The sequence below is a fragment of the Croceitalea vernalis genome (assembly GCF_031846405.1).
Classification (GTDB): domain Bacteria; phylum Bacteroidota; class Bacteroidia; order Flavobacteriales; family Flavobacteriaceae; genus Croceitalea; species Croceitalea vernalis.
Map to the genome: position 1 here is coordinate 94,835 of NZ_JAVRHU010000001.1, position 14,479 is coordinate 109,313.

Annotated in this window: 14 protein-coding genes; 10 read left to right on the forward strand and 4 right to left on the reverse strand. The window is 33.9% G+C overall.

Annotated elements, in window-relative coordinates; genetic code table 11:
• Nucleotides 1–16: 16 nt before the first annotated feature.
• Genes RM520_RS00395 through RM520_RS00410 form a run of 4 tightly spaced genes read right to left on the reverse strand, consistent with a single transcriptional unit; the run spans nucleotide 17 to nucleotide 3,440 of the window.
• Nucleotides 17–760, reverse strand: a complete 744-nt coding sequence (locus RM520_RS00395; RefSeq protein ID WP_311383719.1) for a hypothetical protein — start codon at nucleotides 758–760, stop codon at nucleotides 17–19.
• Nucleotides 761–778: 18 nt separating this feature from the next.
• Nucleotides 779–1,780 (reverse strand): glycoside hydrolase family 113, encoded by a 1,002-nt coding sequence (locus RM520_RS00400; protein WP_311386588.1) that lies wholly within the window; start codon nucleotides 1,778–1,780, stop codon nucleotides 779–781.
• Nucleotides 1,781–1,826: 46 nt separating this feature from the next.
• Nucleotides 1,827–2,693 (reverse strand): hypothetical protein, encoded by an 867-nt coding sequence (locus RM520_RS00405; RefSeq protein ID WP_311383721.1) that lies wholly within the window; start codon nucleotides 2,691–2,693, stop codon nucleotides 1,827–1,829.
• A 24-nt stretch (nucleotides 2,694–2,717) separates the two neighbouring features.
• Nucleotides 2,718–3,440 (reverse strand): DUF547 domain-containing protein, encoded by a 723-nt coding sequence (locus RM520_RS00410; RefSeq protein ID WP_311383722.1) that lies wholly within the window; start codon nucleotides 3,438–3,440, stop codon nucleotides 2,718–2,720.
• 235 nt (nucleotides 3,441–3,675) lie between these two features.
• On the opposite strand from RM520_RS00410, the gene RM520_RS00415 reads away from it, so the two are divergent.
• The 10 genes from RM520_RS00415 (at nucleotide 3,676) to proC (ending at nucleotide 14,479) form a co-directional block, all read left to right on the forward strand.
• Nucleotides 3,676–5,028: an NAD(P)/FAD-dependent oxidoreductase gene (locus tag RM520_RS00415; RefSeq protein WP_311386589.1), complete on the forward strand. Its 1,353-nt coding sequence runs from the start codon at nucleotides 3,676–3,678 to the stop codon at nucleotides 5,026–5,028.
• A gap of 50 nt (nucleotides 5,029–5,078) precedes the next feature.
• A complete protein-coding gene (locus RM520_RS00420) occupies nucleotides 5,079–6,683 on the forward strand; it encodes a 4Fe-4S binding protein (protein WP_311386590.1) in 1,605 nt (534 codons plus the stop codon).
• Nucleotides 6,684–6,723: 40 nt separating this feature from the next.
• Entirely contained in the window at nucleotides 6,724–7,155 is a 432-nt protein-coding gene (locus RM520_RS00425) for a toxin-antitoxin system YwqK family antitoxin (protein WP_311386591.1), read from the forward strand.
• Complete coding sequence (locus RM520_RS00430) at nucleotides 7,152–7,844, forward strand: glycosyltransferase family 2 protein (RefSeq protein WP_311386592.1); 693 nt, start codon at nucleotides 7,152–7,154, stop codon at nucleotides 7,842–7,844. The genes RM520_RS00425 and RM520_RS00430 overlap by 4 nt, the downstream gene beginning before the upstream one ends.
• A gap of 1 nt (nucleotide 7,845) precedes the next feature.
• A complete protein-coding gene (locus RM520_RS00435; RefSeq protein WP_311383727.1) occupies nucleotides 7,846–9,330 on the forward strand; it encodes a cellulose synthase family protein in 1,485 nt (494 codons plus the stop codon).
• Nucleotides 9,331–9,332: 2 nt separating this feature from the next.
• The gene (locus RM520_RS00440; protein ID WP_311386593.1) at nucleotides 9,333–10,697 is read left to right on the forward strand and encodes an MptA/MptB family glycosyltransferase; all 1,365 of its coding nucleotides are present in this window, start codon (nucleotides 9,333–9,335) and stop codon (nucleotides 10,695–10,697) included.
• 202 nt (nucleotides 10,698–10,899) lie between these two features.
• Nucleotides 10,900–11,514, forward strand: coding sequence for a GNAT family N-acetyltransferase (locus tag RM520_RS00445; protein WP_311383729.1), 615 nt, complete (start codon nucleotides 10,900–10,902; stop codon nucleotides 11,512–11,514).
• Entirely contained in the window at nucleotides 11,511–12,701 is a 1,191-nt protein-coding gene (locus tag RM520_RS00450) for an argininosuccinate synthase (RefSeq protein WP_311383730.1), read from the forward strand. The genes RM520_RS00445 and RM520_RS00450 overlap by 4 nt, the downstream gene beginning before the upstream one ends.
• Nucleotides 12,694–13,668, forward strand: coding sequence for an N-acetyl-gamma-glutamyl-phosphate reductase (gene argC / locus RM520_RS00455; RefSeq protein ID WP_311386594.1), 975 nt, complete (start codon nucleotides 12,694–12,696; stop codon nucleotides 13,666–13,668). Before RM520_RS00450 ends, argC begins: the two co-directional genes overlap by 8 nt.
• A gap of 16 nt (nucleotides 13,669–13,684) precedes the next feature.
• Nucleotides 13,685–14,479, forward strand: a complete 795-nt coding sequence (proC, locus tag RM520_RS00460) for a pyrroline-5-carboxylate reductase (protein ID WP_311383732.1) — start codon at nucleotides 13,685–13,687, stop codon at nucleotides 14,477–14,479.

A 14,479-nucleotide genomic window follows, 5' to 3' on the forward strand; every position in this document is an offset into this window, starting at 1 on the left:
ATATAATAATTGCATGTTACTGAACTTCAAATGTAATCTCAGAAAATAAATTCACCCAATTGTCTTCACTAACTGCCATTAGTGTAAAACCATAATTAGAGTCTATTTCCAAGGCCGGAGGTTCAGTTTCTGTTATGTTTAAAACAACATTGTCTAAATTATAATATTGGAACATCTTTTCAAATGTGTAAGTGCCTGACAATAAATTTCCATTTTCATCTGAAACTACATGAAAGTAAATTTTAGAATCGTCGGCTATTCCATCTTGCCAAGTGAAAACTGGCATGAAAGAATTCGCATCAACTGTTATATTATCGGATAGATATTCCGTGGGTTTTGTATTTTGTTTTAGTCGAATAGGATTCGATAGATGGATTATTCCTTCTTCTTCAAATGTAACAATGACCCATTTCTCTTGTTGAGGAGTAATCTCATATTTTAAGAGATATCCGTTGAAAACATCAATAAGTTCACCTTCGCCTTTTAAATAATTAGAAAAATTATTTTTATCAGTTTCTAGAGAAACTGTTTCGTAAAAACTAATATTATTTACTCCTTCTCTTGGATATAAAAAAACACTGATAGTATTAAGATTTTCATTACTTGCTGCACAGGCAATTACATTATCTATTACAAATTCTCTATTGATTAAAGTTGTGTCTAAGGTAGTATCTGTCAATGGTTCACTATCATCAGAATCACATGATACGACTAAACAGAAGAAAAGAAGATACAACAGGAAATACTTTTTCCTTATCATTGGCGAAAATCTTGTTACCTAATAGTCGCCATAATTGTTTCTAATTACATCTTCTGCAGGTTTATTTTGTGGTGTGAAACGATTATCATCAATTCCCCCCGATTTTTCATAGTGGATAAACCATTTCCAAATAAAACCTCCTGCAAACCAACCTTCTTTCCAGAACTCATCAAATACAACTTGTGTCGCGTCAGCTTGAGCTGTAAGGTTTACTTCCATTTCTCCTCGATCTACTAACCAAGGCTTTTTACCTGTATAATCCATACTTCGGTAACCAAATTCAGTAAAAAGGATAGGTTTTCCCTCTTTTTTAGAAATATTCTTGAGTTGAATCTTCCATTTTTGCCAGCCTTCACTCATCTGAATTTTGGTAGGGTTTTTTGCATCTGAAATCGGAAAATAAGCATCTACTCCAATATAATCCAATTCTGCCCAAAAAGATGTTCTAGTGTATTCATCCCAATTCGCGGCATAGGTCAGTTTTCCTGTATAAACAGTCTTTACTTTTGCGATTAGTTTTATCCAAAATTCTGGTCGGTTCTTCACAAATTCCTCTAACTCTGTTCCTATACAATATATTTCTGCATTAACTTCTTGGGCAAGTTCCGCATAGGTTAGAATAAAATCTTCATAGGTCTTTTCAAGTTCTTGCCATGATTCTTCTGTCTCCATTTGTATATCACCTGTAAACTCTCCTTTCCAAACCCAAATTTGTGGTTTAATCATTACCTTGATACCATTCTTATGAAGCAGCTCTGAGTACTGTTTTGCGCCAGAGCGGGTTTCACCAAACCACTGTCTATCTGTATTAAAAACAACATTTGATGCAGTTAAATTTCGAATAAAACCAAAAGGCATTACTGCAGCGTAATTAGCTTTAACATTAAGTACAGGATTTATATGCGCTTGGGTGACTTTGTCACGTGAGGCCACAAAGCTTATTCCATTTATTTTTTCAGCTATTTGACTATTGCAAGAAAATTGAAGCAGGCATAAAAAAAGAAGCCTTAATACTTTCATAGTTAAAAGTTAAGGCTTCTAAAATACTTGTTTTGTTTACTATAGACTAAAAAACAGCTCGCAAACCTATGTTAAAAGTTTCACCTAGACCTGTATTTTCTCCTCTAACAAAGTTGGTGTAGAGTATCTCAAGGTTTAATTCATTTGTTAGTTGATATTTAGCACCTCCTCCTAAAGCGGTAAAATTTTGAGTAAAATCATTACCCAAATCTAATCGCTGAGAGTGTTGTGCTAATCCTAAAACAGTGAATTTAGAGCTCGGAAAATAACTTAAAAATACTCCAGGAGTAAGATTTAAACTATTATTAGCAAAACTTTTTTCTTTGTCTCCAAAATTTAATTCAGAATTTAATTCGGTAAACAATTGCCATTTCTTTCCAGGGAAAGTATAGTCATAAAAAAATCTATTCTGCCATGTAAAACCATTTTGATCTAAAAAAACTCCATTGTCGTCATTCTCGCTACTTACAAGAGGAATTGAAAATGCACTTAATATAGAAAAATTACCCACATTTTTAAATGGAACAAACTTAATTGCAGGAGCAATAGAAGTTAACCCAGAGGTTGTTCTGCGCTCATTACTGCCATCTTCCAAAATAAAATCCCTGCCATTCGCTCGATACTCAACTATCGCTCCCACATTTACTCTTTTACTTTCAGATACCCCCGTAAAGGCCTCTAAAGTTGAAGTAAAAAAGTTTTGTCGAATACCGTCATCTGAAGCAAAGGTACTTTCATTTTGAGTGTATAAATTATTAAATAATTTCAAATCCCACTGACCCTGGTCAATCAATTTTGATGGTGTTAGGTTTTGAATAACACTTCCTCCATCACTAGTGTCGTCTTGTGCAATAATATTCAGAGTAGACAAAAAAAGTCCGACCAATAGAATATGGTTTCTTAAATTTTTCATTGTAGTTATTTTAAAATATTATTTTTATTTGGTTTCATTCAAAGCCCAGTCATATTCGTAGTAACTAACCTTAGCTTTAGAGTCAATTTTTTCCTTTCTAAATTGATTAACATAATCAATCTGACTTTTTCCATCTTTAGTGAAATCGGCTTTATACCATTCAAAAAGTTGAGATAGTTGCACCTTTTTACCTTTTACTCTAATAAAGTTGGGGTCATTCAATGCAAGTTCTGTTTGTGTTTGCAATTGATGGTCTAGTGTTTCGGGCAAATATGCCTTATTAATAATAGGCGGACAGCCTAATCCGGCGCAAACTAATACAAAATGAAATCTCGCTTCATCAGGAAAGTTGCCTCGTAATACCTTATGCTCAATTTCATTAAGAGTAATATTTTCACCTCCTATTTGATAAGTAATCTCATCAAAAAAGCCCTTTTTATTCAATGGCGATTTAATCGGGTAGTTATCAACTATTCCTTTTATAACAGCAAGATTATAAGCATTAATCCAAAAGGATTGATAAATCTTTGCATCCTCTTTTAAAACCGAAATATCATTTGCTAAACTAATTAGTTGATTTAGGCTAGTGGGGTTTTCTTTAATTGTTTTGTAATCTACCTTTCCGTCTTCAATATGAGTATTAAAAAACATGTTAGTCTCTTTAAAAAAATCTGAGGTCGTCTGTGCTTTGCTTAACTCGACCAAAAAGAAAAGAAGCACTAAGGTTAGTGTGGTTCTATTTTTCATTTCAATTATTTAATTGATTAAAATCTGAGGCATAAGTCGTAGCTATTTTCAACAACCTACAAAGCCAATAATTTTTTAAGAATTTTTTAAGATTATATATATCAACACATTAGCCGTTCGTAATATGGTAATAAACCTTACAATATCATGAGGTATTTAAATTCTTTCTAAATTAATTTCTTGTGTTAAGTTCATACCTTTAAAAACGACACAATTGACAACCAATAAAAAACCAATGGAGAACATTGTTATCATCGGTAACGGTATTGCAGGTATTTCAGCTGCAAGACATATCCGAAAACTATCTAACAAAAGAATTATTATTGTTTCAGCCGAAACTGATTACTTCTTCTCAAGAACAGCGTTAATGTATGTATATATGGGTCATATGAAATTTGACCATATACAACCTTATGAAAACTGGTTTTGGGAGAAAAACAAAATCGAACTCGTTCGTGCTTTTGTAAATAAGGTTGATACTACAAACAAACAACTATTACTTGATGGTTCAAGAGCTTTAAAATATGACAAGTTGATTATTGCTACTGGTTCAAAACCTAATAAGTTTGGTTGGCCAGGGCAAGATTTACATGGTGTTCAAGGACTATATTCCAAACAAGACTTAGATCTTTTAGAAGTTAATGCTCCTAACAAGGAGGTTTGTAAACGAGCTGTTATCGTTGGTGGTGGTCTTATTGGAATAGAGCTTGCTGAAATGCTTAGAAGCAGAGATATTCCAGTAACATTTTTAGTTAGAGAAAGTAGTTTTTGGAATGGAGTACTACCGGAAGGTGAATCACAACTCATTAACGAACATATTAAAGAACATCATATTGATTTACGATTAAGCACTAATCTTAAAGAAATAAAAGCTGATGAAAATGGCAGGGTCAAATCTATTATCATTCAAGAAACAGGCGAAGAACTATTATGCGACATGGTCGGACTTACTGCTGGCGTAACTCCGAACATAGATTTTCTAAAAGATTCTGGTATTGAATTGGGTCGTGGCATCAAAGTAAACCGTCACTTAGAAACCAATGTAAAAGATGTGTATGCTATTGGAGATTGCGCCGAACAACATGAAGCCATTGGAAATAGACGACCAATTGAAGCTGTTTGGTACACGGGTCGCATGATGGGTGAGACTATTGCCCAAACCATTTGCGGGAATAAATTAGAATATAAACCTGGGCATTGGTTTAATTCAGCTAAGTTTCTTGATATAGAATATCAAACATATGGCTGGGTATTTGGAGCTCGTGGCAAAAAAGATTACGAAAAGCAATTCCATTGGCGACATACGACTGAAAAAATTTGTATTACGGCGTCTTTTCATAAAGATTCTAAACAATTTTTAGGCATAAATACTTTTGGGATTCGAATGCGGCATGAAATTTTTGATAAATGGCTAAATGAAGAAAGAGATATAGATTATATCATGGAACATTTGATTGATGCCAATTTTGATCCAGAATTTTACAAGCATTATGAACAAGAGATTGTATCTAAATATAATACCGAATTCAGCAAATCAATAGCAACTAAAAAGAAAAGCTTTAAAAGAATATTCAACCTAACCAATTAATTCATTGTCATTCTCTTATAGAATGATCAGGATTTTTGAACCTTAAAAATATGAGCACTTACGATAGAAGTATGGCCTTAACAGGGCAACCACCAGCAACATTAAGCAGAAATCAAAAAGTAGCAACTCTAATTGGACTCTTTGGATTAGCGATAATCTTACTCGCAGCTTTTAATGTTGACTTTCCTAACAAAACTTTGTGGCTTAGCATATCATTAGCCGCTATATCAACAGGTACTATTTGGTTTGCTTGGGATATGTATTCAAATAAAGAACCTGGTATTAAAAATGACGGCGTTTGGTTTAAATCCATATCAAGTAAAGGTTTTTGGGGATGGGTTGCTGGCATTGCATTAACTGGTTTTTATATCATACTATATTTTTATCCTGAATATTTAGGCTTGGTAGCTAAAGGTGATAATAAAGGTGTAATTGGTCTTTTTGATCCTTTAAGTAGAGCTTTAAGTGGTAACCCTGCGAGTCAGTGGTTCGTATATGGAACGCTCTATACTGTTGCAATTTTAGCATTTGGAATAAAGTTTCTTTGGAAGTATCGTCACAATCGTTATGAAAGAATAAGAACCATAAGTGTCATGTTCTTTCAAACCGCTTTTGCCTTTATTATTCCTGAACTAATGGCGAGACTAAACGGAAGCTCAGTCTTAAATGGTGGTAGTTTGCCATATTATGATTTAAAAAATATGTGGCCTTTGAACTATTATAATTTTGAGGGTTACCGAATCAAAGCATTTTTAAGTTCAGGAGATATTGGCTTTGGTCTTTTGGTTTTCGGAATCGTTACCGTTTTTGTGATAAGCCCTATACTTACTTATAAGTATGGTAAACGCTGGTATTGTTCTTGGGTTTGCGGTTGCGGTGGTTTGGCAGAAACTGCTGGTGATTCATTTAGACAGTTAAGTGACAAAACAGTCAAGGCATGGAAAATAGAACGCTGGGTCGTTCATAGTGTTGTGGTTTTTGTAACCCTGATGACCACGGCAGTTGTGTATTCTTATTTGGGCAATGACACGAGTAAATACTGGTTAACAAAAAGTACTTTTTTAATAAGTGTCGCAGCTTTTTTAACTACTGTGTTTGCCTTAGTTATGATTTTTAAAAGGGAACAGCTTCAAAAGGATGCTAAATATGGAGCGATAGGCTATTTGGTAATCATTTTAGCACTAATTGGAATGCACTTTTTCAGCGGAGAAGGCAACGTTTTTCTTTTTAAATCAGAAACACTTCGTAAATCATATTCCTTTTTAATAGGAAGTATTTTTTCTGGGGTTATTGGAACTGGGTTCTACCCTATTTTTGGAAATCGTGTTTGGTGTCGCTTTGGCTGTCCAATGGCAGCAATTCTTGGATTTCAGCAACGTCTGTTTTCAAAATTCAGAATTACTACAAATGGTGGGCAATGTATCTCATGTGGCAACTGTTCCACTTACTGTGAAATGGGAATTGACGTTCGTGCCTATGCTCAAAAAGGTGAGAATATTGTGCGCTCCAGTTGCGTGGGTTGTGGTATCTGTTCTGCTGTTTGTCCTCGTGGGGTCTTAAAGTTAGAGAACGGACCTTTAGAAGGTCGTATTGATAGCAACCAGGTTTTATTGGGTAATGATGTTGATTTAATGACATTAGTGAATAAAAAGTAAAATGCTTATTCGAGTTAGCTTATTTTTTTTATTTGCCTTGATGACATCAACTAAGGTATATCATCGCGAATATCATAGTAATGGTAAAACAAAATCTCAAGGCTGGATTATTGAAAAATCAAAAGAAGATTTTTGGAAATTCTATCATTTTAATGGGTCATTAAAAAAACAAGGGCATTATAAGATGAATGAAGAAAAGGGCTATTGGCACTTTTATTCTGAAGACGGAAAACTAGAAATGGAGGGGCATTTTAATCAAGGTAAGAAAGTAAAATGGTGGCTTTTTTATGATGAAAATGGAAGTATTAACCATAAATGTCAATTAAAAGACGGAGTTAAAAATGGCTATTGTCTAAAATATACCGACCAAGAACTCAAATCTGCTGAAAAATATAAAAACGGAAAGAAGATAAAAGAATGGTTTAGCTTTGGCAGCTTTAAAAAAGAAAACAAACTTTCTGATCTCAAATGAGTCCGATTATTAAAGTTATCATTCCCGCGTTTAATGAAGCCGATTCCATCGTTCATGTGATTAACGAAATTCCAAGCTCAGTTAACGAGATTATTGTTGTTAACAATAATTCATCAGATAACACTGTCTTAAATGCTGAAAATGCAGGTGCTACAGTGCTTACTGAAAAAAGAAAAGGTTATGGCTATGCTTGTCTAAAAGGTATGGCTTATATCGACAAACAGTCCAAACTACCAGATATTGTCGTATTTATTGATGGAGACTATTCAGATTATCCAGAAGAGTTAGATAAGGTAGTAGCTCCAATTATAAATCAGAATATGGATTTGGTCATTGGTTCAAGGACAAAAGAATTACGTGAAGCAGGCTCCATGACATTTCCACAAATTTTTGGTAACGCTCTTGCAACATTTTTAATGAAACTTTTCTTTGGGGCAAATTTTACGGATTTAGGACCTTTTAGGGCTATTAAATACGAAAAACTCAAAAAATTGGAGATGGAAGACAAGACTTATGGGTGGACGGTTGAAATGCAGTTAAAAGCATTGCGAAAAAAAATGGCATATACCGAAGTACCAGTACGTTACAAGAAAAGAATTGGTGTCTCAAAAGTATCTGGTACCGTAAAAGGTGCTATATTTGCAGGCGTTAAAATATTAGGTTGGATATTCAAATACAGCATTAAATAATATGGGACTTACAATTGCTTACATCATTATCGCTATTTATAGTTTCGCATTAATTCTGATATTCTGCTATAGCCTAGCTCAGCTAAATTTATTGGTCAATTATTTGAGTAATAAAAAACAAAATGACGAAGCACCTAAATTCAATCTTTTAGATCCACGCGAAATTCCGCATGTCACTATTCAATTGCCTATTTATAATGAAGAGTATGTCATGGATCGTCTTTTAGAGAACATTGCTAAAATTGAATATCCTGCTAGTAAATTAGAAATTCAAGTCTTAGATGATTCTACTGATGATACGGTTATAGACACCGCAAGACAAGTAAAGGAATTACAAGCAAAAGGTTTAGACATTCAACATATCACCAGAACGAATCGTCAAGGTTTTAAAGCCGGCGCATTAAAAGAAGGTTTAGAAATAGCCAAAGGAGAATTTGTTGCTATTTTTGATGCTGATTTTTTACCAGAAAGTGATTGGTTAAAAAAAACAGTTCCTTATTTCAAAGATGCTGAGATTGGTGTAGTTCAAACGCGATGGGGGCATATTAATCGTGATTTTAATTCTTTGACTAGAATACAGGCCTTCGCCTTAGATGCTCATTTTACCTTAGAGCAGGTTGGTCGTAATTCAAAGGGGCATTTTATCAATTTTAATGGTACTGCCGGTATTTGGAGAAAAGAATGCATTATTGATGCTGGAAACTGGGAAGGTGATACGCTGACCGAAGATCTTGATTTAAGTTATCGTGCACAATTAAAAAATTGGAAGTTTAAATATTTAGAAGATGTTGAGACTCCGGCAGAGCTTCCTGTTGTAATGAGTGCCGCTAGATCACAACAATTTCGTTGGAATAAAGGTGGTGCTGAAAATTTTAGAAAGACTGTTTCAAGTGTTGTAAAATCTAAGAACATAGATTTTAAGACCAAATTTCATGGAGTAATGCATTTATTGAATAGCTCTATGTTTTTATGTGTTTTTGTCGTTGCTTTATTAAGTATTCCAATGTTGTATATTAAGAATACTTATGGACATTTAGAGTGGGTGTTCGAAGTAACTAGTTTCTTTATTGTTAGTACCATTATTCTTTTCTTTTGTTATTGGTATACCTACAAAAGTATTCAAGGTAGTGGGTTTGATAAATTCATTGATTACATTAAACTGTTCTTTACATTTTTCTCAGTTGCTCTAGGGCTTTCTTTGCACAACTCTATCGCAGTTATGGAAGGGCATTTAGGCAAGCGCAGTGAATTCGTAAGAACACCCAAATTCAACATTAACAACATTACTGATAGTTGGAAAGGCAACAAATATTTAGCAACCAAGTTATCTCCAAACATGATTATTGAGTTTGGTTTAATGCTTTACTTCCTATTCGGAATGTATAGCGCTATACCTTTAAATGATTACGGATTGTTTCCATTTCATTTAATGTTATTCTTAGGTTTTGGCTTTGTATTTTTTAAGTCCCTCACGGCAAAGGCGTAATCATGCTTACTTTTTGGAAAGTACACAAAATCTCAATTCTTCTGGTTTTGGGAAGTTTGATGTTTTATAAAGTTTTTGCTTACGACCTTCAACGGGATGATTTTACCAAATTAATCACCCTTTTTGCAGCACTATTTTTCTTTTGTTTTCAACTAATCAAATTCGAAAAATGGAATTTTAAATTTCTGCTTGTTACAGGTGTTCTTTTTAGATTAGTATTCCTTATTGCAGAACCAAATTTATCACAAGATTTTTATCGTTTTATCTGGGATGGAGAACTAATCAAAAATGGGATTAATCCATATTTGTATACTCCAAATACTTTAATTGAAAAATCAGATTTAGCCATTGCCAATGCGCAACAGCTTTACGATGGTATGGGTTCTCTAAGTGCTAGGCATTATAGCAACTACCCTCCCTTAAATCAGATCATATTTACAATCTCCAGCTTTTTAGGTGGAGGAAGTATATTAGGTTCTTTGATAGTGATGCGAATTACCACAATTCTAGCTGATATAGGTATCTTATATTTTGGACGAAAATTATTGCAAAACTTAGGACGTTCAAACCATCTTGCTTTCTGGTTTTTTTTAAATCCTCTAGTAATAATTGAGCTAACAGGTAATTTGCATTTTGAAGGAGTCATGCTTTTCTTCTTTGTTTGGGCTATTTATTTAATATCCACGAATAAATGGAAACAAGCAGCGCCAATTTATGCCTTCTCCATTTTGTTAAAGCTAGTTCCAATTCTGTTTTTGCCGCTCTTTTTAAAACATTTAGGATTAAAAAAAAGCACACTGTTCTATAGTTTGATTGGTATAACCTGTATTGTTTTTTTACTTCCATTTTATTCCTCAGAATTCATTGCTAACTATTCTAAAACGGTTGGACTTTGGTTTTCAAATTTCGAGTTCAATGCATCTGTTTATAATTTGGTTAAAAAAATTGGGGTTTTGTATTTTGAAGCTAAACCTTGGGAATTAGTCAAATCTTATGGCAGTCTTATTCCAAAAGTGATTATCACATTGGCGTTATTACTTACTTTTTTTAGAAAAAATCAGAACATAAAAACACTCATGAATTCCATGCTTATTTTACTTTCTAGCTACTATTTTTTATCTAGCACAGTGCATCCATGGTATATTATTTTTCTATTGATTTTAGGTATTTTAACTAATTATCGCTTCCCTATAGTTTGGTGTTTATTAGTAATTTTAAGTTATTATGCATACACAAACCCTGGCTTTAAAGAAAACTTATGGTTGCTAACCATTGAATATTGTTTGGTTTTAGGCTACCTCGGATTCGAAGTTTTTAAAAATCGTAACATAATGTCAAGCTTTCGTAAAAAATTTAACCTAAACTAGCCGCTTTCAATTTAATTTGTACATTTACTCCGTAATGAATGATAAAAATTACATATTTAATGATACAGGTATCCAAAACCCTGTCCGTCCCTTCGCTTTCCGTCGTCGCCCGTAAGGGTGCATCATTTCTATGGGAATAGGTGAGTCCATTCCCGCAAGTTCCACAAAATTTATTCAAATTATTACTTAAAAAAACATAGCAATGGAAATCATTGTTGCTAACGAATCACATTTTAAATACGCACAAATCATAAGCGATACCATCACAGATTCTGCCAAGGTTCGCGGTACTGGTATTGCGCGTAGAACCCCTGAATACATTATTAAAAGATTAGAAAATGGGAATGCCGTGATTGCCTTAGAAGGCGACAAATTTGCCGGGTTTTGTTATATCGAAGTTTGGGGAAATAAGGGCTTTGTTGCGAACTCAGGGTTAATTGTTCACCCAGATTTTCGCAATCAAGGCCTTGCTAAGAAAATTAAGAAACGGATTTTTGAGTTGTCAAGAGAAAAATTTCCAAAAGCCAAAATATTTGGAATTACAACAGGTCTTCCTGTCATGAAAATGAATTATGAATTAGGCTATAAACCTGTAACCTTCTCTGAACTCACAGATGATCCTGAATTTTGGAAGGGATGTCAAACTTGTAAAAATTTTGATATCCTGACTAGAACCGAACGAAACATGTGCCTTTGCACGGGAATGTTGTATGACCCTTCAACTAAAATAAAAGAGAAAGAAAAATTAAACAGTAAAGCGTTTCAAAGATTGAAAAGCATAAAAGAAAGCCTGTTTCTAAAGAAAAAAACAAAATGAAAAAACTAGTATTAGCATATAGTGGCGGATTAGATACATCTTATTGTGCCAAATATCTTTCAAAAGAAGAAGGATATGAAGTTCATGCTGTAAGCGTAAATACCGGTGGATTCTCATCTGATGAGATAAAAACCATCAATGACAAAGCTATTGCTCTTGGTGCCTCTAGTTATACATCCATTGATTCAGTTCAAATTTTTTACAATAAAGTAGTTAAGTTTTTGATATTTGGTAATGTTTTACGGAATAATACCTATCCTCTTTCGGTTAGTGCAGAGCGAATTATTCAAGCTGTGGAAATTGTCAATCATGCAAAAAAAGTTGGTGCAAAATATATTGCTCATGGAAGTACTGGCGCAGGAAATGACCAAGTGCGTTTTGATCTAATTTTCCAAACGCTTGCACCCGAGATTGAGATTATCACACCAATTAGGGACAATAAATTATCTCGAGAATCTGAAATAACGTATTTGAAAGAAAACGGTGTAGATTACTCTTGGGAAAAAGCAAAATATTCTATTAATAAAGGCCTTTGGGGCACTTCAGTCGGTGGTGATGAAACATTGACATCTAATCTACCCTTACCAGATGCTGCTTACCCAAGCCAGTTAAAAGAAAAAGAGCCAACACAAGTAAAACTAACTTTTAGTAAAGGCGAGTTGGTTGCCATTAATGGGGAAAAGAACAGTCCTGTTTCTAACATTGAAAAGTTGGAAGCTATGGCGTCCAAATATGCTATTGGAAGAGATATTCATGTGGGAGATACCATTATCGGAATTAAAGGAAGAGTAGGTTTTGAAGCCGCCGCTCCTTTAATAATTATCAAAGCCCATCATTTGTTGGAAAAACACACTTTGAGCAAATGGCAGCAATATCAAAAAGAACAGCAAGGCAATTTTTACGGAATGCTTTTGCATGAGGGTAATTATTTAGATGAGGTAATGAGAAATATTGAAGCCTTTTTGACGGATACCCAAAAAAATGTTTCTGGAGATGTTTTTGTGAGTTTATATCCTTTTCAGTTTAGATTGGATGGAATTACATCCCCTCATGATTTAATGAATGCGTCTTTTGGTAGTTATGGAGAAATGAATAAAGGTTGGTCAGCTGATGAGGCCAAAGGGTTCATAAAGATTCTATCCAACCCAGGTAAAATCGCTAACCATGTAAATCAAAATCATGATTAAAGCAGGTATTATTGGTGGCTCTGGATATACAGGCGGAGAGCTTATAAGACTTTTGATAAATCATTCTCAAGTCGAAATTGACTTTGTCTTTAGTACTACAAGAGTCGGAAAAAAATTATCATCAGCCCATCCAGATTTATTAGGGCAAACAGAACTAGAATTCACAGGAAAAGTAAATTTAAAAGTTGAAGTGGTTTTCCTTTGCCTTGGACACGGAAATTCTTCTAAATTTTTAGCAGAAAATTCGTTTTCAAATACAACGAAGATCATAGATTTAAGTAATGATTTTAGACTAAAAGCAGATTCTAACTTTGAAGAAAAACAGTTTATTTATGGCCTACCAGAATTATTCAAAAATTCTATTTCCGATGCGCAATATATTGCTAACCCAGGTTGTTTTGCGACGGCAATTGAGTTGGCTTTATTACCATTAGCAAAAAAAGGGCTCTTACACAACGATATTCATGTTAATGCAGTAACAGGTAGTACAGGTGCAGGAATAAAACCATCTCATACCACCCATTTCAGTTGGCGAAACAACAATGTAAGTTGGTACAAGCCTTTTACACATCAGCATTTAAGTGAAATTAACGAAAGTCTAACAGCTTTTGACAATGAAATAGGAAGATTAAATTTTCTACCAAACAGAGGTAATTTTCCAAGAGGTATACTGGCCACTGCATACACCGAATTTCAAGGAAGTATAAAAGAAGCCAAAGCACTATATCAAAAATATTACGAGAATGCTGTATTCACTCATATTTCTCATGAACCTATTCACCTAAAACAGGTCGTTAATACGAATAATTGTCATATTCATTTACACAAGCATGAAAATTTATTACTGGTTACTTCTGCAATAGACAACTTATTAAAAGGAGCATCAGGGCAAGCTGTACAGAATATGAATTTGATATTTAGATTAAATGAGGGTGAAGGGTTACAATTAAAAGCAGGGGTTTTTTAAAAAGAAAAGCAGAACAATGAAAATAGCGATAATAGGAGCTGGTAATTTAGGATTAGCAATTGCAAAAGGAATTTTACACAGCAATGGGGCAACATCAATGTACCTTACCAAAAGAAATACGGCAGAAATTTCAACATTTGAAAAGTATGGAAATGTAACCGTTACGACTGATAATGCGGAAGCTGTGAAAAATTCGGATATTCTAATTTTTGCTGTTCAACCTGGTCATTTTGAAGCTATTCTTAATGATGTTAAAGATTTATTGAGTGAAAAACATGTTCTAATTAGTACCATAACAGGTTTCGGAATTCAAAAAATTGAAACCGTAATTGGAACTGATAAATATATCATTAGAAGTATGCCCAATACAGCAATTTCTGTTGGTAAGTCAATGACTTGTATTTGTAGTAATGATTTGGGTAAAAAACGAATTGATTTAGCTAAAGCAATTTTTAACAGAATGGGGCATTCTATAGAAATTCCTGAAGAACAAATGCAAGCAGCGACAGTTATTTGCGCTAGCGGTATTGCATTTTGGATGCGTTTAATACGTGCTACTACCCAAGGGGCAATTCAACTAGGTTTTGATGCAAAAGAAGCACAAGAACTAGCTATGCATACTTGTAATGGTGCGGCAAGCCTATTAATTGAGTCAGGTAATCATCCTGAAGAAGAGATAGATCGTGTGACTACACCTAAAGGTTGTACTATTTCTGGTTTAAACGAAATGGAACATCAGGGTTTAAGCTCCTCATTGATAAGAGGTATTGTTACCTCATTTGAAAAAATAAGCGATATAAGAAAAGGATAA